This is a genomic window from Pseudosulfitobacter sp. SM2401 (assembly GCF_042932805.1).
Taxonomy (GTDB): domain Bacteria; phylum Pseudomonadota; class Alphaproteobacteria; order Rhodobacterales; family Rhodobacteraceae; genus Ascidiaceihabitans.
In genome coordinates this window covers 3,090,717-3,110,039 of record NZ_CP170633.1, presented here as the reverse complement: position 1 = coordinate 3,110,039, position 19,323 = coordinate 3,090,717, and the positions used below count along the sequence as shown (strand labels likewise).

Below are 19,323 nucleotides of genomic sequence, written 5' to 3'. Positions count from 1 at the left end.
CAGCAATAAATTAGGGGTGCCCCATGAAAATCGCGTTTCAAATGGATCCGATCGGTGATGTGAACATCGACGCCGACAGCAGCTTTCGTCTTGCCGAAGAGGCGCAGGCGCGCGGGCACACGTTGTTTTTCTACGGCCCTGATCAACTGGCCTACCAAGAGGGGCGCATCACGGCGCGCGGCCATGATTTCACAGTGAAACGGGTCCAAGGCGATCACGCTGAACTTGGCCCCCTGAAAGAAGTCGATCTGGCAGATTTCGACGTGGTTTGGCTGCGTCAGGACCCGCCGTTCGACATGCACTACATTACGTCCACGCATCTACTGGATCGCTTGGCCCCGGGCACTTTGGTCGTGAATGATCCGTTCTGGGTGCGCAATTACCCCGAAAAACTGCTGGTTCTGGATTTCCCTGATCTGACGCCGCCGACGACCATCGCGCGCGATCTGGACACAATCCGTGCGTTCAAAGCCAAGCACAAAGACATGATCCTCAAGCCGCTGTACGGCAATGGCGGGGCTGGCGTTTTCCGCCTGACACCAGAGGACCGCAATCTGAGTTCGCTGTACGAATTGTTCACTGGCTTTAGCCGCGAGCCGTTGATTTGTCAGAAATTTTTGCCTGACGTTTCGAACGGCGACAAGCGCGTGATTTTGGTCGACGGTGAACCTGTTGGCGCGATCAACCGTGTCCCTGCTGCGGGCGAAACGCGGTCCAACATGCACGTCGGTGGTCGTCCCGAAAAGATCGGGCTGACGGAACGTGATTTGGAAATCTGCGCGCGGATCGGCCCGTTGCTTAAGGAAAAAGGCCAGGTTTTTGTTGGTATCGACGTCATCGGTGACTACCTGACCGAAATCAACGTGACCTCGCCCACAGGCATCCAAGAGCTTGAGCGATTTGACGGTGTGAACATCGCCGCCAAAATCTGGGAAGCGATCGAAGCGAAACGCGCGTGAGCTGGCAAAAAGCGATTTTGAATCCAATCCTGAAACGGGTTGAAAAACCGCAATTGGCGCGGGCGACGGACCCTGTCGCGTTTCGCCGTGCGTTTGAACGCAAAGCCAAAATCATGTTCCATGGCCCCCGGGATGTGGAGCGTGAAGAGATTGTTTTGGGCGATGCGCAGGCTTTGCATCTGACGGGGTCGTGGGCTGACGCCGAACGTGTGATCCTGTATTTCCATGGCGGCGCGAATGTTTTTGGCAGTCCGAAAACCCACGCAGCGATGATCGGGCAATTGGCAAAGCGGGCGGGCGTTGATGCGATTCTGCCGTGCTATCCACTGGCCCCTGAACACAGCTTTCCTGCTGCAATCGACAGTGCGCGCGCGTCCTATGACGCGGTTCTGGCGCGCGGCTATGCACCGCATCAGATCGTGATGGGTGGCGACAGTGCCGGTGGCGGTTTGGTTCTGGCATTGTTGGGGCAACTCTTGGCCGAAAGCGCGCCGGTGCCAGCAGGTGTGTTCGCCTTTTCGCCGCTGTGTGACCTGACGTTTGATGGCGCGAGCATCACAGTGAACGCAGCACATGACGTCATTTTACCGGCCAGCCGAGTGAGCGATATGGCCGAAATGTATCTGGGTACACATGATCCGACGGACCCACGTGCAAGCGCGCTGTTCGCAGATTTTACCGACGCCCCGCCTGTGTGGTTGACTGTCGGTGACACCGAAATCTTGATGGATGACACCCGCCGGATCACTGCCAAATTGCAGCGCCAAGGTGTGGATGTGCAGATGCATTTGGAAAAAGACGTGCCGCATGTTTGGCCGTTTTTCCACAATTACTTGCCCGAAGCACGTGCGACGTTGGACAGGCTGGCGGGTTGGATTAACCGTCGCCCAGGTTGGTCAGACGGAAGCTGACGGCTTCGGCGATGTGTCGTTTGCCCACCTCATCTGAATGATCCAGATCGGCGATTGTGCGGGCGACCCGCAGGACGCGATGATATCCGCGCGCGGACAGTTTGAAGCGATCTGCAACCCGGTTCAACAAGTCCCGGCCCTCTGTGTCAGGCGTTGCGAAGTGTGACAAAGCCTCGCCTGCGGCATCGGCATTCGAGCGCATGTCAGGCGTTTCAGCATACCTGTCTTGTTGTACCGCACGGGCTGCTGTGACCCGTTCACGGACCTGCGCAGAGGTGTCGCCAGTGCTGGGCAAATCAAGGTCTGTGTAGGCGACGGGAGGGACATCGACGCGCATGTCAAAGCGGTCCATCAGGGGCCCGCTGATGCGCCCGAGGTAGTCTTGGCCGCAGTTTGGTACGCGCGCGCAGGCCCGCTCGGGATCAGTGAGATAGCCGCATTTGCAGGGGTTTGCAGCGGCGACCAGCATGAATTTGCACGGGTATTTCACGTGGGCATTGGCGCGTGCGACCATGACTTCGCCGGTTTCGATCGGTTGGCGTAGGGTTTCCAGCACAGTGCGCGGAAATTCCGGAAATTCGTCCATGAATAAGACACCGTTGTGCGCCAGTGAGACTTCACCCGGTTTAGCGCCGCGTCCGCCGCCGATGATCGCAGCCATCGAGGCCGTGTGATGCGGTTCACGAAACGGGCGTGATTTCGAAATGCCGCCTGCGTCAAGCAACCCTGACAGTGAATGGATCATCGACGTTTCGAGGGCTTCTATTGCGCTGAGTGGTGGCAGGATGCCGGGTAAGCGTGCGGCCAGCATGGATTTTCCGGACCCCGGTGTGCCGACGAACATCAGATGGTGACGGCCTGCGGCGGCAATTTCTAACGCTCGTTTGGCGCGTTCTTGTCCTTTGACGTCGCGCAAATCGCGGGTTGATGGATCGCTGGTAACCTCGCCCGGTTTTGCTGGCGTAATTGGCGATTGTCCGGTGAAGTGGCGCACGATGTCGCCCAATGTTGCCGCCGCGATGACGTTGGTGTTTCCGACCCACGCGGCCTCGGCCCCGCATGCGGCAGGGCACAGCAATGCGCGGTCGTGTTCTGCGGCGGCCATGGCTGCGGGCAGCGCGCCAACGACGGGCATCAGGACGCCATCAAGGGACAGTTCGCCCAGTGCCACGACCCCTTCGCTGGCGTCCTTGGGGATGATTTCGAGTGCTGCGAGCAGGGCCACTGCGATCGGCAGGTCAAAGTGCGAGCCCATCTTGGGCAAATCTGCGGGCGACAGGTTAATCGTGATCCGCTTGGACGGTAGCGCGATTGCCATTGCCGCGAGGGCTGTGCGCACGCGGTCGCGGGCTTCGGACACTGCTTTGTCGGGCAAGCCGACGATTGAAAAGGCTGGCATGCCGGGCGAGACGGCGCATTGGACCTCGACTGTGCGGGCCTCAATCCCTTGGAATGCGACTGTATAGGCGCGTGCGAGCATGGAGCCCCCCGATAGCATAACGTTAATTCATCTTGGTTAATGGCTAACGGAGGGGCGTTTATGTTTGGTTAATGTGTGTTTGAGTATTTTTAATCAGAACAAATTGGAGGCTTAGGGCCAAGGGACTGTCGGAACACCCATGTCATAGGGGAAAGGGTCGTAGGTGGTTTTGAGCCCTTCGGCGCGCCATGCTTTGAACGTGGGGTCACTGATTACGGTGTCGCAGTAGGCGCGTGCCGCGGCTGAGACAGGAAGATCATAGCCGACGATACGTGCGGCGACGGGCGCGAACATGCAGTCGGCTAAAGAGTAGCGGCCAAACAACCATGGTCCGTCGGTTTTGAATGTGGCGGCGTGTGCCCAAAGCGTTTCGATGCGATCAAGGTCGGCTTGTAGGGCCGCATCGACGCAGAATCCTTTGTTCACGTGCTGCAATTGCATCGGGCATTGGCCGCGAATTGCGCCAAAGCTGCTGGCCATTTCGGCGCTGACCCAGCGGGCAGTGGCGCGGGCGGCGGGGTCCGTTGGCCACATGTGCAGGTCGGCGTGTCGTTCTGCCAGCGTTTCGGCCATGGCCAGGCTTTCGCCCACAACCGTGCCGTCTGGCAGCTTTAGCGTCGGGACCAGTTTTGCGGGGGCAAGGTGGGCCATATCCGCCGCCATCGTACCGGCGTAAAGCCCGATGAAATGTGTGTTAAACTCCAGCCCGAATTTTTCGAGCATCAGCCAGCCGCGCAGCGACCAGGACGAGAAGGTGCGATCACCAATGTATAAATCATATGTCATGCGAGCAGGCTAAATCGGACGCACCAAAGAGCGCAAACAGAGAATTGTGCGTGGTGCCATCACACAAGGTGATTGATGCCGTGGACCTGAGCGCCGTTTGGGCCCCATGCGATTTTGGTCACCGACAGGTTGTCGATTTTATGCGCCAGAACTTTTGCGGCCGTCACGCCAAGCGCCATCTGCACCTGTGTCAGGATCACCCCGAAATGCGCAACCGCGATGATGTCACGCCCTGCGTTTTGGCGGCTGATGTGCTGCATTGTGGTGTGGACGCGGTGGGCTGCTTCGTCCCAGCTTTCGCCGCCGGGTGGGGTCGCGTCGCCGGGGGTTTCCCAGTAGGCGCGGCTTAGGACCGGGTGTTTTTCGGACACTTCGCTAAAGTGAACGCCGTCCCATGATCCGAAATGCAATTCGCGCAGATGCGGGTTTGCGGCCAGCCTTGTCCGCGTGTTTGTGATTGCATCGGCGGTTTGGACGCAGCGGATCAGATCGGAACTGATGACCAGCGCGTCTTGGGGCAAATGCGCGTCGAGCCGTGCCAGATGATCGGTGTCTGACACGTCCGCAGGCACATCGCGCCAGCCCACAAATGTCTTTTGATGCGTGGGGCCGTGGCGCACCCAGTGCCAAGTTGTCGTCGTCATGGAAGGTTTCCTTTTAGAACGTTCGGCAGGCCTGCGACGACCTGTACCACCAGTTCCGCGCGGGCGGCCAAGGCGATGTTCAGCCGCCCTTGGGCCTCGCGAAATTGACGGGCCAAAGCGTTGTCAGGCACGATGCCTTGACCGACTTCATTTGACACGATCACAATGGGGGATGTGCAGTTGGTGAGGGCCGCGAACAGCTGGGTTTGCGCGGCATCCAGTGGGGTTTCATCAAGCAGATGATTGGTCAGCCACATGGTCGCGCAGTCGATCAAAATCGCGGATTTCGGGGGTGTCTGAGCCAGTGCCGGACCAAGGTCAAACGGGGCTTCATGCGTTGTCCAAGTCGCATCGCGGCGCGATTTGTGCACCTCGACGCGGGTTTTTGTTTCGTCGTCCCAAATCCGTGACGTGGCCACGTAGACCGGCATTAACTGACTGTTAATGATAAGGTTTTCCGCAAACACGGATTTCCCGGATGCAGCGCCCCCTAGTACAAAAGTCAATGCTGGCAACATTTTTTCCACCCTTAAGTGAACCAATCCCTAACCTGCTTCGTAAACTTATCAGACGCGCAACTCAAGCGCACAACACCTCGGGGGACGTATCAATGGCTTTGGACATAGCGCGCGATCAATCTCTTTCACGTACTGCCATGAAGGCAGAAATGTTGGATGCAGAGACAGAACTGAGGTTGGCATATGCGTGGCGGGATGACCGTTGCGAGGCGTCGTTGCACCGCTTGATCACCGCCTACATGCGGCTGGCGGTTTCGATGGCTTACAAATTCAAACGCTACGGCGCGCCGATCAATGACTTGATCCAAGAGGCCGGTTTGGGGCTGATGAAAGCCGCTGACAAATTTGACCCCGATCGCGGCGTGCGGTTTTCGACCTACGCTGTGTGGTGGATCAAAGCCAGCATCCAAGATCACGTGATGCGCAATTGGTCGATGGTGCGCACCGGGTCCACTTCTTCGCAAAAGTCGCTGTTTTTCAACATGCGCCGGGTTCAGGCCCGTCTGGAACGCGAAAGCGCTGCGGCGGGCGAAACGCTGGATAAATTCCAATTGCGCCAGATGATTTCGACCGAGATTGGCGTGCCTTTGCACGACGTGGAAATGATGGAGGGGCGGTTGTCCGGCTCTGATTATTCTCTGAATGCCACGCAGTCTGTCGACGACGAGGGCCGTGAGTGGATCGACGCGCTAGAGGATGATAGCGCGCAGGCGGCTGAAAAAGTTGAACTGGCCCATGACACAGCGCAACTGCGCGAATGGCTGCTAGAGGCCATGACAGCCCTGAATGAACGCGAGCGTTTCATCGTGCGTGAACGCAAACTGCTCGACACACCACGCACATTGGAATGCCTCGGCAAAGAGCTGAACCTGAGCAAAGAGCGTGTGCGTCAACTCGAGGCAGCGGCATTCGCAAAAATGCGGAAAACGCTTGAGGCCCAAAGCAAGGAAGTGCATCACTTTCTCGCATGAGATATGTGATTGCATTTTTCCTGATTTGGCACGGCTGTGGTGTTGCGGCGCAAACGGGTGCGCTCGACGCGCAGATCGTTTTGATCGGCGAAACGCATGACAATCCGGTGCATCACGACACCCAATCGCGGATCGTAGAACAGATTGCGCCACGTGCGTTGGTGTTCGAAATGCTGTCACAGGATCAGGCGGCGCGGGTTGGCCCTAGCTTGGTGTCTGACCTCGAAAACATGCAATCGGTTTTGGAATGGGATGCGTCGGGCTGGCCCGATTTTGCGATGTATCACCCGATTTTTGCAGCCGCACCTGATGCGCGCATCTACGGCGGTGCGGTGCCGCGTTCGGTTCTGCGCGGCGTCGTCGAGGGGGACGTCACGCAGGCGTTTGATCAGCCGACGCTTTATGGTTTGGACCAAGATTTACCAATCGCAGAACAGGCTGCGCGCCAAGCGTTGCAATTCGCAGCCCATTGCGATGCGCTGCCCGAAGAAACACTGCCCGGAATGGTCGATGTCCAGCGCCTGCGCGATGCGCGTTTGGCGCAGGCGGCGATCCAAGCGTTGAATGAAACCGGCGGCCCCGTTGTCGTGATTTTGGGCAACGGTCATGCGCGCAAAGACTGGGGCGTGCCCCGTTTCCTGAACCGCGCAGCCCCCACAGCAACTCTGTGGTCGATCGGTCAATCCGAAGACGGCCAAGCGCCTGAGGGCGGGTTTGATCAAATCATCGACGCCCCAAGCCTGTCGCGCCCCGACCCCTGCGCGGCCTTCAAATAGCATCGGGTCCGAAGGGCTGGCAGATTGCGTCTCGCGCGATTAAGGTCGCGTTCAAAGGCCAGTCATAAAAGGGGCACATCATGCTTGGTGCCAAACGGATTTTACTGATCATCGGTGGCGGAATCGCGGCGTACAAAAGCCTCGATTTGATCCGTCGGTTGCGCGAACGTGGCGCGGATGTCACGCCGGTTTTGACCCGCGCGGCTGAACAATTTGTGACGCCGCTGTCCGTTGCTGCGCTGTCTGGCAGCAAAGTGTACCGCGATCTGTTCGACCTCACAGATGAGGCCGAAATGGGCCACATCCAATTGTCACGCAGCGCGGATCTGATCCTTGTGGCCCCTGCGACGGCTGACTTGATGGCCAAGATGGCGCAAGGGATTGCCAACGATCTGGCCTCGACGCTTTTGTTGGCGACCGACACGCCGGTGATGATCGCGCCCGCGATGAATGTGCGCATGTGGCAGCACCCCGCAACGCAGCGCAACATCGCGACATTGCAAGGTGACAGCGTCACGCTGATCGGCCCGAATGATGGCGACATGGCGTGCGGAGAATTCGGGCCCGGACGGATGTCCGAACCGCTGGAAATTGTCGCAGCGATTGAAACGCAATTGGCCGCAGGCCCGTTGGAGGGCAAGCGCGTGCTGGTCACATCCGGCCCCACGCACGAACCGATTGATCCGGTGCGCTACATCGCCAATCGGTCGTCTGGTGCGCAGGGCACGGCGATTGCGACGGCGCTGGCAGCGCTCGGGGCCGAGGTGATTTTTGTCACCGGTCCTGCGGATGTGCCGCCACCCGCCGGCGCGACGGTTGTGCCCGTGCAGACGGCAGCGCAGATGCTGCAAGCGGTGCAAGACGCGTTGCCCGCAGACGTCGCGATCTTTGCGGCGGCCGTTGCTGATTGGCGGGTGTCCAGCGCCAGCGACAAGAAGCTGAAGAAAACCAAAGACGGTTTGCCCGAACTGACGTTTGCCGAAAACCCCGATATTCTGGCCCACGTCGCGCAGCTGAAAAAGGGCCGTCCGCAATTGGTTGTGGGCTTTGCTGCCGAAACCAACGACGTCCGCGACAACGCCATCGCCAAGCGTAAACGCAAAGGCTGTGATTGGATCATCGCCAACGATGTGTCGCCGGAAACGGGCATCATGGGGGGCAGTGAAAACGCGATTTTGCTGATTTCGGATGATGGCGTCGAAACGTGGCTGCGCATGTCGAAAACCCAAGTCGCCCAACGCTTGGTCGCGCGCATCGCAAAGACGCTAGCGTGAGCGTTTCGATCAAGATCACGCGCGACGCAGGCAGCGACATGTCAATCGCGTTGCCATCGTATGAAACCGCAGGTGCGGCGGGTGCAGATGTGCGCGCCAATCTGGAAAACGGCGCGTCGGTGATGCTTGCCCCCCGTGCCCGCGCGCTGGTGCCAACAGGTTTGCGTCTGGAAATCCCGTTGGGGTTCGAAGTGCAGGTGCGCCCACGATCCGGTCTGGCCCTGAAAAACGGCGTCACGTTGGCCAACAGCCCCGGCACAATCGACAGCGATTATCGCGGACCTTTGGGGGTGATTTTGCTGAACACCAGCGACGTCCCGTTCGAGGTGACGCATGGCATGCGCATCGCGCAATTGGTCGTGGCCCCCGTGGTGCAAGGGATGTTCACGCAGGTCGACGTGCTGGATGAAACGGCGCGCGGCTCGGGCGGCTTTGGATCGACCGGGCGCGACTGATGGCATTGGTTCTGGTTTTATGCGCTGGTTTTTGGGGGCTTGGCATGGCGCTGAACACACCCAAGCCCATGCGCTGGGCGATGATTGGCATGATGCTGGTCGCTGTCATTTTGCTGCATTTTGTACTGCCCCAAGGCAATCCATTGCGCATGGCGACGGGGGAAACCGCGATGCCGTGGCTGTTGTTGCTTGGGGCGGCTGCGTTGGTTTGGGCGTATCGCAAGGGGCTGTCGCAGTTGCGTGATCGCGCGCAACCTGCAGATCAGCCCGAAACAGATGCACCGTTGTTTTCTGATACCGAACTGAACCGCTATGCCCGTCACATCGTGATGCGCGAAGTCGGCGGGCCCGGGCAAAAGGCGCTGAAACAGGCCAAGGTTCTGGTGATCGGGGCCGGTGGTTTGGGCGCGCCTGCCTTGCAATATCTTGCGGCGGCTGGTGTCGGGACAATTGGCGTCGTCGACGATGATGTGGTCGAAAACGCCAATCTTCAGCGTCAGGTTATTCACCGTGATCAAGACATCGGCATGCCCAAAGTGTTCTCGGCCCAAGCCGCAATGACGGCTCAAAATCCGCATGTCACCGTGCGCCCCTATCATCGCCGGTTGGGCGCGGATGATGCGCGTGAATTGATTGCGGATTATGATCTGGTTCTGGACGGATGCGACAATTTCGAAACCCGTTATCTGGTCAACAGCGCTTGTGTCGATCTGGGCAAGCCTTTGATCTCGGGCGCATTAACCCAGTGGGAAGGGCAGCTCAGCGTCTTTGATCCGAAAAAGGCAAGCCCCTGTTACCAGTGCATTTTTCCGCAAGCCCCCGCACCTAAATTAGCCCCCAGCTGCGCTGAGGCTGGCGTCATTGGTCCGTTGCCCGGCGTGATCGGATCCATGATGGCGATTGAGGCAATCAAGGTGCTGACAGGGGCCGGCGCGCCGTTGCGTGGTGAGTTGCTGATCTACGATGCGCTGTATGGCGAAAGCCGCAAAATCATGATCGCGCCGCGGGCAGATTGCCCAGTGTGCGGCGGATAAATTCAGCCATGCCAACTCCCCAAGCCGCGTAAACTGCGGGACCGGGGTGAAAGCCGTCGGGTGCCATGGCGCTTGTGTCCAAATCCAGTTCCATCGGAACGTAATGCAGTGCCGGAGCGCCAGCGCACCGCGATTTTTGGGCGTTGTCCAGCCGCGTGGCATGACGCCCAAGAACCCACGCCAGCGGATGGGGCAGCAACGGAAATTGACCCAAAGGCGGCAAGGCGCTGACAAACACGTGCTGCGCGCCGAATTCCGAACGCAGCCGTCTGGTGAGGGTCTGTTGCAAGCCCAACCACTTGCTCAGTCCGACAAAACGCGTCGCGTCATTCACGCCCAGAACAACAATCGCGACGTCAAAATCCGCAAGCGGCAGTTGGCGCAATCGGTCCAATGTGCTGGCTGTGGTGGCACCGGTTTTGGCAAACAACGTCCAATCCACACGATGTGTCGCGGCTAGATTGCGGGTCACATGCCCGATCAGCGCGTTGTCTTGGGTATCGGCACCGACGCCCGCAGCAGAACTGTCACCGACCATCAACACGCGCAATTTTGGACCGTGCCCAAGGCTGCCGCGTCGCGGCCCTGCCGCCTCTGGCAGTGCCAACGCACGGGCGCGCACGATCAATCCTTGCACCAAAAGCAAAGGCAGCAAGACGATACGCGCAAATATGTCAAAACCCTGTGGCATGGCGTTGTTAATTAACCTGTTGCGCCCTAGTTTCAATTACAAAGGAGACCTCCATGACCAATCCGTTGCTTGCCGACTGGGACACGCCGTTTCAGATCGCTCCGTTTGACAAAATTTCTGACGATGATTTCGCGCCTGCGTTGGATGCTGCATTGGCAAGCCACGCCGCTGAAATCGCGGTGATTGCTGATGCCACCGACGCGCCGAGTTTTGCCAATACAGTTGAGGCACTAGAGGCTGTGGGCAAGGATTTGGACAAGGTTTTGGGCACGTTTTACACGGTCGCAGGGGCAGACAGTAACCCCACCCGCGAGGCATTGCAGCGTGACTTTTCGCCAAAGCTCGCCGCGCATTTCTCTGAGATTTCAGCGAACAAGGCCCTGTTTCAGCGTGTGGCATCAGTTTGGAACGGACGTGACGCGCTGGATCTGACGGATGAGCAAGCGCGTGTTTTGATGCTAAGTTATCGTGGCTTTGTGCGCGCGGGTGCGGCCCTTGAGGGCGACGAAGAAGACCGGATCAAAGCAATCAAGGCACGGCTGGCCGTGTTGGGCACACAATTCACGCAAAACCTGCTGGGCGATGAACGCGAATGGTTCATGGAATTGGCCGAAACCGATCTAGGTGGTTTGCCTGAATTTGTCGTCGCGACCGCGCGTGCCGCTGGCACAGAAAAGGGCGTTGATGGCCCAATTGTGACGCTGTCCCGTTCGTTGATCGTGCCGTTTTTGCAATTTTCGACCCGTCGTGACCTGCGTGAAATTGCGTACAAAGCGTGGGGTGCACGTGGTGCCAATGGCGGCGAAACGGACAACCGCGAAATTGCCGCTGAAACGTTGCAGCTACGTTCAGAACGGGCGCAATTGTTGGGGCACGAGAATTTCGCGCAGTACAAGCTTGAAACCGAAATGGCGAAAACACCGCAGGCTGTGCGTGACTTGCTGATGTCGGTTTGGAAGCCGGCCAAGGCCCAAGCCAATGCAGACGCTTGGATCTTGCAACAAATGATGAATAGCGATGGCGTCAACGGCGAGTTGGAACCGTGGGATTGGCGGTTTTACTCAGAACGCCGCCGCCGCGAATTGCACGATTTGGATGAGGCCGAATTGAAACCGTATTTTCAGTTGGACCGCATGATTGAAGCGTCATTTTCCTGTGCCACACGTCTGTTTGGTCTGAAATTTCAGCCGCTTGATGTGCCGCTGTACCATGAAGATTGCCGCGCATGGGAAGTGACCCGTGACGGTGAACATGTTGCGGTTTTTGTCGGTGACTATTTTGCACGCGGATCAAAGCGGTCTGGCGCGTGGTGTTCGGCGATGCGTGCGCAGGCCAAATTCCCAACTGTGCAGGCCCCAATTGTCATGAACGTGTGCAACTTTGCCAAAAGCGATCCGGCGTTGTTGTCCTATGATGACGCGCGCACGCTGTTTCACGAATTTGGCCACGCGCTGCACCAAATGCTGTCGAATGTGACGTATGAATCCGTGTCTGGCACGTCTGTTGCCCGCGATTTTGTGGAACTGCCAAGCCAGCTGTATGAACATTGGCTGGACGTGCCCGAGGTGCTGTCCGAATTTGCAACGCACGCCGAAACGGGTGCGGCGATGCCGTCCGAATTGCTTGAAAAAGTGCTTGCAGCGGCGACCTACGATATGGGGTTTTCGACTGTGGAATATGTGGCGTCAGCGCTGGTTGACCTTGAATTCCACGACAGTGACGCCCCAGCTGATCCGATGGCCAAACAGGCCGAAATATTGGCAAACTTGGGCATGCCACACGCAATTTCGATGCGCCACGCAACGCCGCATTTTGCACATGTGTTTTCCGGCGACGGCTATTCGTCGGGCTATTACAGCTACATGTGGTCCGAAGTGATGGACGCCGATGCCTTTGCCGCATTCAAAGAGGCTGGCGGCGCGTTCGACCCTGAACGAGCCCGCGCGTTAGAGGACAACATCCTGTCGACAGGCGGCAGTCGCGATGCGGCTGAGTTGTACGTGGCATTCCGCGGACGACTGCCCGGCGTTGATGCATTGCTGAAAGGGCGCGGGCTGGTCGCGTAGCGCCGTGATCAGTACCCCAGCGATGGATCGACGAGATGCAAAAACGGCTCGCCTGCTTCACCGCGACGAATGTTTTCTGCAATCGTGAGCGATGAATATTTTGGCCGCGTTTCAGCGGCGATGTGCGGGGTGACTGTGACACTTGGATGCGCCCAGTACGGATGATCCTTTGGCAGCGGTTCAACGCGGAACGTATCAAGCGTCGCATGCGAAATGTGCCCTGTGTCCAGCGCCGCCAGCAAGGCATCATCGTCGATCAACGGCCCGCGCCCCGGGTTGATAATGACGGCACCCGCTGGCATCTGCGCCAAGGTTTTGGCGTTCAGCGTGTTGGTCGTCGCAGGGGTGTCGGGCAGCAACAGCACCGCGATTTCTGCGCGCGCCAGTGCGTCGTTCAAACCATCCGGCCCGTGCAGGCAATCTACGCCTTGGACTGATTTGGCAGACCGGCTCCAGCCGCTGACGTTAAACCCGAATTGCGCCAAGGCCTGCGCGCATGCTGTCCCGAGTTCGCCCAACCCGAAGACAACAACATTCCTGTCCCACGACAGTGGCGGTGCGCTGGGGGCCCAGACGCCTGCGTCGCCTTTGATGTGGCTGTCCATACCCAAATGGTGGCGCATCACATGGCCGCAAACCCATTCGATCATGCCTTGGGTCAGGCCGGAATCAACCATGCGCGCGAGCGGCAAGGTTAGGGTTTTATTGCCCACGATTCCTTCGACGCCAGCCCACAGGTTTAGGACGGCTTTGGCCCGCGTGAACGGCGCAAAATCCTGAACGTCCGAATTGGGCGCATAAACGATGTAGTCGACCTGATCAGGGGCGAAATCTGTGCTGACATCGGCGTCAATCCCTGCGCTTTTTATCGCGTCTTTCAGAGGCATTTCATAGTGCGGCCAGCGTTCGGCTTTGGCTGCAAAAAATACGTTAACTGTCATCTCGGAACCTTATTTATCTGGGGCGGTGGACATGCGCGCTTTGCACCAGTCCGAAGGCAATCATCAGAACCAGCATCGCTGATCCGCCGTAACTGACCAGTGGCAACGGCACGCCGACAACAGGTGCCAGCCCCATGACCATCGACATGTTCACCGAAAAGAACAGGAAGAAATTGAGCGTAATGCCCATGATCAGCAAGTTCGAAAACCGGTCCCGATTTGAGACCGCGGATTGAACGCAAAACACGATGATCAACAGGTACAGCGCCAAGAGGGAAATACCGCCCACGAAGCCGAATTCTTCGGCCAAGGTGGTGAAAATAAAGTCGGTGTGCTTTTCGGGCAGAAAGTTCAGGCGGCTTTGGGTGCCTTGCATAAAACCGCGCCCCGTCCATCCACCTGATCCAAGCGCGATTTTGGATTGTGTGATGTGATAACCAGCGCCCAACGGATCGGAACTGGGGTCCAAAAACGTGTCGATCCGGCGAAATTGATAGTCTTGCAGCAACTGCCAAGACGTGCCGCGCCCGACAAAAACGGCAGATATCAGGCCAATGCCAGCTGCAATTACAGCGGCGAAATAAGCCCAGTGCACGCCGGCCACAAACATCAAACCGCCGCCCGCCGTGACCAGCAAAATCGAGGTCCCCAAATCCGGCTGTTTCAACACCAACGCTGTGGGCAGCAAGATGACCAAGATCGGCAGAAGCACCCATAGCGGTTTGGATTTATTCTTGGCCGGAAGCCAGTCGTAGTAGGCGGCCAGAAACATGACGAGTGTGATTTTCATCAGCTCTGAGGGTTGTAGGCGGATGAAGCCGAGGTCAATCCAGCGCTGCGCACCCATGCCCACAGCGCCAAAGAATTCGACGCCAATCAACAGCAACACTGTCACGCCATAGGCAAAGCCTGCGACGTTTCGCCAGAACCAGATCGGTGTGACGCCGACAAGAACCATTAGCACCAGTCCGACGGCAAATCGCTTCATCTGCGGTTCGGCCCAAGGGCTGAAACTGCCGCCCGCCACTGAATAAAGCATCAGGAATCCAACGCCCGCGACGGTCGTCAGCAAGATCGCCAGTGGCCAGTTCAGGAACAGGATTTTACGCGGTCCGGCGGGGACCGATTTTACGGAGTATTCAAGATAGCTCATGCTTGGTCTTTGCCCCCGATGTCGGCGACAGGGCGTACTTTGCGCAAGCGTTTTTGTTGTGCAGAAATGCGGCTGCGGGCGTCAGACGGATACGCGGACAACGGTGGTTCGCCGTCGTACAACGCCTGCAATGTGATGTCGCGCGCGATTGGTGCCGCGGTTTTCGACCCACCGCCGCCGTGTTCGACAACCACCGCAACCGCGTATTTCGGATTGTCGTAGGGGGCAAAGTTCACGAACAACGCGTGGTCACGTTTTTCCCACGGCACTTCGGAGTTTTTGACGATGACAGAGCGGACTTGCGCGGTGCCGGTTTTGCCCGCCATGCGCATGTCGTCTGCCACGATTCTGCTGCTGCCTGCGGTGCCGCCGCGATCGTTCACAACCGAATACATCGCTTGGCGAATGCGGCGCAAATTCTCGGGATCCACCTTGAGAGGTGCGCCCGCGCCGTTGGGCTGCAAAACGCCGTCGATGGATTTGATCAGGCGCGGTTGCACGTCGCGCCCCGTTGCGATCCGCGCGGCCATAACGGCCAGTTGTAGCGGCGAGGCCAGCACAAAGCCTTGGCCGATGGACGCGTTGACCGTATCGCCGATCACCCAATCTTTGCCGTAGGTGTTCGATTTCCAGTCTTTGGTTGGGGCCAAACCACGCGCGACGGCTGACATTGGCACGTCGTGGCGCACACCAAGGCCAAAGATTTTAGCCATTGCTGAAATTTTCTCGATCCCGACTTTGAGCGCAAGATCGTAGTAGTAGACGTCGCAGCTGCGTTTCAGCGAATTCTTGAGATCCATGGTCCCGTGCCCGGACCGTTTCCAGCAGTGAAATTTGCGATCCGCGATTTCCAGATGGCCGTTGCAGCGCACGGTGTCGTTGGGGTCAACGATGCCGTCTTCTAGTGCTGCCAATGCCGTAATCATTTTGAACGTCGAGGCGGGCGCGTAGGTGTCTTGGACGGCCTTACTGGCGAGCGGGCGGAATTTATTGTCCGTTAGGTTTTTGTAATCGGCGACTGAAATGCCGTTCACAAACAGGTTTGGATCGTAGGTGGGTGACGACGCAATCGCGACCAAATCGCCATTTTCCACATCGATGACCACGGCGCTGGCGCTTTCTTCGCCAAGGCGCGCTTGGACGTAGTTTTGCAGTTTTGCATCAACGCTGAGCTGCAAATCTGCACCGGCGCGGCCCTCGCGGCGATCCAGTTCGCGCATCTCGCGCCCCGCGGCGTTGACCTCGACCTGTTTGGTGCCGGCTTTTCCACGCAGGCGCAGTTCTTGTTTTGCCTCAACACCAACCTTGCCGATCTGATAGCGCGGGATGCGCAGCAGGGGATCGGGGTCTTCGATACGGTCAAGATCGTAGTCACTGACGGGCCCAACGCGGCCCAGAATATGCGCAAAATCCGAACCCAACGGGTACACGCGCGACAGGCCGACCTCGGGGGTGACACCGGGCAGGGCGGGCGCGTTAACGGACACGCGGCTTAGGTCACCCCACGCCACGTTGTCCGCGACGGTGACGGGGTAAAACGGAGCACTGCGTTTGATCTGTTTGCGCGCGTCATCCAGCGTGTCGGGATCCAGCGTGACGATCTTGCCGAGACGGGCAAGCACGTCCTCGACGTCCCCGGCATCTTCGCGCACGATCTTGATCTGGTAGGTCGGGATATTCTGGGCCAATCGCACGCCGTTGCGGTCGAACACTTCGCCGCGTGCTGGCGGTAACAGTTTGAATTTAATCCGGTTTTCTTCGGCAAGCAGGCGGAATTGATCTGCTTGATCGACTTGCAAATGGCGCATCCGCACACCCAGCGCGCCCATAAATGCCAGCTGCGTACCGCCCAGCAAAAACGCGCGACGGGACAACTGGCGATGGGTCGCTTCGCTATCGCCTCGTTTGCGCCTCATGCCCGTCCTCCGAGTGTGTCCAGATCGCCGGGCGCGGATTTTCGCACGCCCATGATTGCGTGGGTCACAAAGACAAATGCAGGATAAAACAGCACGGTCATGCCCATCTGGTTAAGCGTAAGCCACAAGCCCGGAACATCAACCAACAAGACCGCGAGGACGACGCGATTGACCACTGTCGCGCCGATGATCAGACCGGTCACGGTGGCCCATTCCGTTAGAAACGTCGCTGCCCGCAATGTGGGGGCTTGCGACTTGAGCTTTTCGCTGGCCAACAAGACGATCGCGGCCCACAGCCCAGGAGGGCGTTGCAGCAGTAAATCTGCCAGCAGCAGCACCATTCCCAGCAAAATTGCGGGGACATATTCAGGCCGACGCGCGGACCAGGCAAATGCAAACCCCATCAGCAGATTTGGCAAAGCCCAGGTGCTTGGCGCAGAGTTTAGCGGTAACAGGTGCACAAATAAAATGAACAACGTCAGTAGGATAAAGGCCGCGCGCATGACCCAAACCCGATAAGAGGAGTGATCATTCATCGACCACCTCAGTCGTTTGTGGCGATCCTTGGAGCGTTGCACGCGCGGGGGTCAGCACCGAACTGACATCTGAGACGGGTTCGTTGGAATAGCTGCGCATCACACGCAGGAATTCCAGCCTTTCGTAGTCGGCGGCCAAGCGTACGCGCAGGCGTCCGCCCGGGTCTTTGGCGATCTGACCGATCAGTAAACCGGCCGGAAACACGCCGCCATCACCGGAACTGACGACGCGGTCACCGGCGCGCACAAGGCCGGGGTTTTCGAGAAAATCAATTGGCGGCACGGCAGAATTGTCACCTGCCACAATCACCCGCTGCCCAGATGGTTGCACCAGCGCTGGAATACGGCTGGACGCATCGGTTAGCAAAATCACGCGACTGGTGTTTTTGGCGACGCCGGAAATGCGACCCACCAGCCCGATCCCGTCCATCGTGGCCCAGCCGTCAATCAGCCCGTCACGCGCGCCGACATTCAGCAGCACGGATTGGCGAAACGGTGACCCTGAATCCGCCATCACAACTCCAGTGATAAAGGTCAGACGTGGATCAAGCCGCACTTTGTTCAAATCCAGCAGGCGCGCGTTTTCTTCTTCGAGCTGAAGTGCGGCCTCTTTCCATTCTTTCATCCGGCGCAGTTCGCGTTTCAATTCCTGATTTTGTTCAGCGATGCGCTGATAGCTTTGGAAATCGCGCAGCAGATTGACCATGCCTGTCACAGGGGCCATTGCCCAGTCGAAATTTGGCACAATCCGGTCGGTGACTTGGGCGCGGAACCGTTCGACCCGTGGGCTATCGATGCGCCAAAGCAGGAACACTGCGATCAACAACAGAACCATCACGCTCAGCAAAAGCTTGCGCAGCGGGGCCCCGTAGTCCTGACTGTTTGATCTGTCCTTGGCCAACGCGAGGGTTTCCTGCCGTGTTTGAAATCAGGGCATTTAGATTGCTGTTGGCCAGAGTGTCCGCAATTTCGAACATTCTGGCAAGCACATCAGCTATCGTAGTCGATGGCGTGCCGCAGTTGTTTTTCGTATTCCAGCGCTTTGCCGGTGCCCAAGGCCACACAGTTCAGCGATTCATCGGCGATAGAAACGGCGAGACCGGTCTGTTCGCGCAGGGCCAGATCCAGATCACCCAACAACGCGCCACCACCTGTCAGCATGACGCCGCGATCAACGATGTCGGCGGCCAAATCGGGCGGTGTGGTTTCAAGGGCGGTCATCACGGCTTCGCAAATTTGCTGGACGGGTTCGGCCAACGCTTCGGCGATTTGGGCCTGCGTGATTTCGATTTCTTTCGGGACACCGTTCAGCAAATCGCGACCGCGGATTTGCATTGACGTGCCGCGGCCATCGTCGGGCATGCGGGCGGTCCCGATGGATGTTTTGATCCGCTCGGCGGTGGTTTCACCCACCAAAAGGTTTTGCTGACGGCGCAGATAGCTGATGATCGCCTCGTCCATGCGGTCACCACCGACGCGCACCGAACGGGCATAAACGATGTCACCAAGCGACAGAACCGCAACTTCGGTTGTGCCGCCGCCGATGTCCACGACCATGTTGCCGGTCGGATCGGTGATCGGCATGCCAGCCCCAATGGCGGCTGCAATCGGTTCGGCAATCAGGCCCGCGCGACGGGCACCAGCGGACAAAACCGACTGGCGAATGGCGCGTTTTTCTACGGGCGTGGCACCGTGCGGGACGCAAACGATGATCTTTGGCTTTGAGAACGTCGAGCGTTTGTGCACCTTGCGAATGAAATGTTTGATCATTTCCTCGGCGGTGTCGAAATCTGCAATCACGCCTTCGCGCATCGGGCGGATTGCCTCGATGGACCCGGGCGTGCGCCCCAACATCAGCTTGGCGTCTTCGCCCACGGCCAGTACTTTTTTGACGCCATCCTTGATGTGGTAGGCGACCACGGACGGTTCGGACAGCACGACGCCTTTGCCTTTGACGTAGACCAGCGTGTTCGCGGTGCCCAAATCAATCGCCATATCGGACGTGAACAAACCACGAATAGAACTTAAGATCGACATACGTGTGCGCCTTGCCAAAGAATACTAATTCATCCGTGAATCGGAACACGCGGACGTTGCGTCTTATAGGCATGCTGAGGCTTGGGCGAAAGGGGGTTTGGGCGCGGATTTGTGGCAGTTATCCGCGCATTTTGACTGGAATGCGCAAGGTGCCATGCTAAGATTTGGGGAACCA

The 19,323-nt window shown here is 58.3% G+C and carries 19 protein-coding genes; 8 read left to right on the top strand and 11 right to left on the bottom strand.

The annotated features are described in order from the left end of the window. Nucleotides 1-23 precede the first annotated feature (23 nt). Both gshB and ACFIO0_RS15260 read left to right on the top strand, forming a co-directional pair. Nucleotides 24-959 carry a glutathione synthase gene (gshB, locus tag ACFIO0_RS15265; protein ID WP_390911260.1) on the top strand — a complete coding sequence of 312 codons (936 nt, stop codon included), beginning with the start codon at nt 24-26 and terminating at the stop codon, nt 957-959. Then, on the top strand, nt 956-1,870 hold the full coding sequence (locus ACFIO0_RS15260; protein ID WP_390911259.1) for an alpha/beta hydrolase fold domain-containing protein: 915 nt from the start codon (nt 956-958) through the stop codon (nt 1,868-1,870). Before gshB ends, ACFIO0_RS15260 begins: the two co-directional genes overlap by 4 nt. Here ACFIO0_RS15260 and ACFIO0_RS15255 read toward each other — a convergent pair. From ACFIO0_RS15255 to cobU, 4 genes are all read right to left on the bottom strand, one after another. Further along, a complete protein-coding gene (locus tag ACFIO0_RS15255) occupies nt 1,836-3,350 on the bottom strand; it encodes a YifB family Mg chelatase-like AAA ATPase (RefSeq protein ID WP_390911258.1) in 1,515 nt (504 codons plus the stop codon). The genes ACFIO0_RS15260 and ACFIO0_RS15255 overlap by 35 nt on opposite strands. Nucleotides 3,351-3,461: 111 nt before the next feature. Then, nucleotides 3,462-4,136 (bottom strand): glutathione S-transferase C-terminal domain-containing protein, encoded by a 675-nt coding sequence (locus ACFIO0_RS15250; protein ID WP_390911257.1) that lies wholly within the window; start codon nt 4,134-4,136, stop codon nt 3,462-3,464. Between the two features lie 59 nt (nt 4,137-4,195). After that, complete coding sequence (locus ACFIO0_RS15245; protein ID WP_390911256.1) at nt 4,196-4,780, bottom strand: histidine phosphatase family protein; 585 nt, start codon at nt 4,778-4,780, stop codon at nt 4,196-4,198. Then, complete coding sequence (gene cobU, locus ACFIO0_RS15240) at nt 4,777-5,298, bottom strand: bifunctional adenosylcobinamide kinase/adenosylcobinamide-phosphate guanylyltransferase (protein ID WP_390911255.1); 522 nt, start codon at nt 5,296-5,298, stop codon at nt 4,777-4,779. The genes ACFIO0_RS15245 and cobU overlap by 4 nt, the downstream gene beginning before the upstream one ends. Nucleotides 5,299-5,390: 92 nt before the next feature. On the opposite strand from cobU, the gene ACFIO0_RS15235 reads away from it, so the two are divergent. From ACFIO0_RS15235 to ACFIO0_RS15215, 5 genes are all read left to right on the top strand, one after another. Next, complete coding sequence (locus ACFIO0_RS15235; protein WP_390911254.1) at nt 5,391-6,269, top strand: RNA polymerase factor sigma-32; 879 nt, start codon at nt 5,391-5,393, stop codon at nt 6,267-6,269. Beyond that, nucleotides 6,266-7,045: a ChaN family lipoprotein gene (locus ACFIO0_RS15230; RefSeq protein ID WP_390911253.1), complete on the top strand. Its 780-nt coding sequence runs from the start codon at nt 6,266-6,268 to the stop codon at nt 7,043-7,045. The genes ACFIO0_RS15235 and ACFIO0_RS15230 overlap by 4 nt, the downstream gene beginning before the upstream one ends. A gap of 80 nt (nt 7,046-7,125) precedes the next feature. After that, nucleotides 7,126-8,319 carry a bifunctional phosphopantothenoylcysteine decarboxylase/phosphopantothenate--cysteine ligase CoaBC gene (coaBC, locus tag ACFIO0_RS15225; RefSeq protein WP_390911252.1) on the top strand — a complete coding sequence of 398 codons (1,194 nt, stop codon included), beginning with the start codon at nt 7,126-7,128 and terminating at the stop codon, nt 8,317-8,319. Further along, entirely contained in the window at nt 8,316-8,774 is a 459-nt protein-coding gene (dut, locus tag ACFIO0_RS15220) for a dUTP diphosphatase (protein WP_390911251.1), read from the top strand. The genes coaBC and dut overlap by 4 nt, the downstream gene beginning before the upstream one ends. Continuing rightward, nucleotides 8,774-9,808 carry a molybdopterin-synthase adenylyltransferase MoeB gene (locus ACFIO0_RS15215; protein WP_390911250.1) on the top strand — a complete coding sequence of 345 codons (1,035 nt, stop codon included), beginning with the start codon at nt 8,774-8,776 and terminating at the stop codon, nt 9,806-9,808. The genes dut and ACFIO0_RS15215 overlap by 1 nt, the downstream gene beginning before the upstream one ends. On the opposite strand, the gene ACFIO0_RS15210 is transcribed toward ACFIO0_RS15215, so the two are convergent. After that, a complete protein-coding gene (locus ACFIO0_RS15210; protein WP_390911249.1) occupies nt 9,765-10,499 on the bottom strand; it encodes a GDSL-type esterase/lipase family protein in 735 nt (244 codons plus the stop codon). The genes ACFIO0_RS15215 and ACFIO0_RS15210 overlap by 44 nt on opposite strands. Nucleotides 10,500-10,552: 53 nt before the next feature. Between ACFIO0_RS15210 and ACFIO0_RS15205 the strand changes: the two genes are divergently transcribed. After that, on the top strand, nt 10,553-12,565 hold the full coding sequence (locus tag ACFIO0_RS15205) for a M3 family metallopeptidase (protein ID WP_390911248.1): 2,013 nt from the start codon (nt 10,553-10,555) through the stop codon (nt 12,563-12,565). Between the two features lie 8 nt (nt 12,566-12,573). Here the strand turns inward: ACFIO0_RS15205 and ACFIO0_RS15200 are convergent, their stop codons facing one another. From ACFIO0_RS15200 to ACFIO0_RS15175, 6 genes are all read right to left on the bottom strand, one after another. Continuing rightward, a complete protein-coding gene (locus ACFIO0_RS15200) occupies nt 12,574-13,506 on the bottom strand; it encodes an NAD(P)-dependent oxidoreductase (protein WP_390911247.1) in 933 nt (310 codons plus the stop codon). A gap of 13 nt (nt 13,507-13,519) precedes the next feature. Beyond that, nucleotides 13,520-14,659, bottom strand: coding sequence for a rod shape-determining protein RodA (rodA, locus tag ACFIO0_RS15195; RefSeq protein ID WP_390911246.1), 1,140 nt, complete (start codon nt 14,657-14,659; stop codon nt 13,520-13,522). After that, complete coding sequence (gene mrdA, locus ACFIO0_RS15190; RefSeq protein WP_390911245.1) at nt 14,656-16,575, bottom strand: penicillin-binding protein 2; 1,920 nt, start codon at nt 16,573-16,575, stop codon at nt 14,656-14,658. Before mrdA ends, rodA begins: the two co-directional genes overlap by 4 nt. Next, nucleotides 16,572-17,111 carry a rod shape-determining protein MreD gene (locus tag ACFIO0_RS15185; RefSeq protein ID WP_390911244.1) on the bottom strand — a complete coding sequence of 180 codons (540 nt, stop codon included), beginning with the start codon at nt 17,109-17,111 and terminating at the stop codon, nt 16,572-16,574. Before ACFIO0_RS15185 ends, mrdA begins: the two co-directional genes overlap by 4 nt. Next, the gene (gene mreC / locus ACFIO0_RS15180; protein WP_390911243.1) at nt 17,104-18,012 is read right to left on the bottom strand and encodes a rod shape-determining protein MreC; all 909 of its coding nucleotides are present in this window, start codon (nt 18,010-18,012) and stop codon (nt 17,104-17,106) included. Before mreC ends, ACFIO0_RS15185 begins: the two co-directional genes overlap by 8 nt. An 89-nt stretch (nt 18,013-18,101) precedes the next feature. After that, entirely contained in the window at nt 18,102-19,148 is a 1,047-nt protein-coding gene (locus tag ACFIO0_RS15175; RefSeq protein ID WP_390911242.1) for a rod shape-determining protein MreB, read from the bottom strand. Between the last annotated feature and the right edge of the window lie 175 nt (nt 19,149-19,323).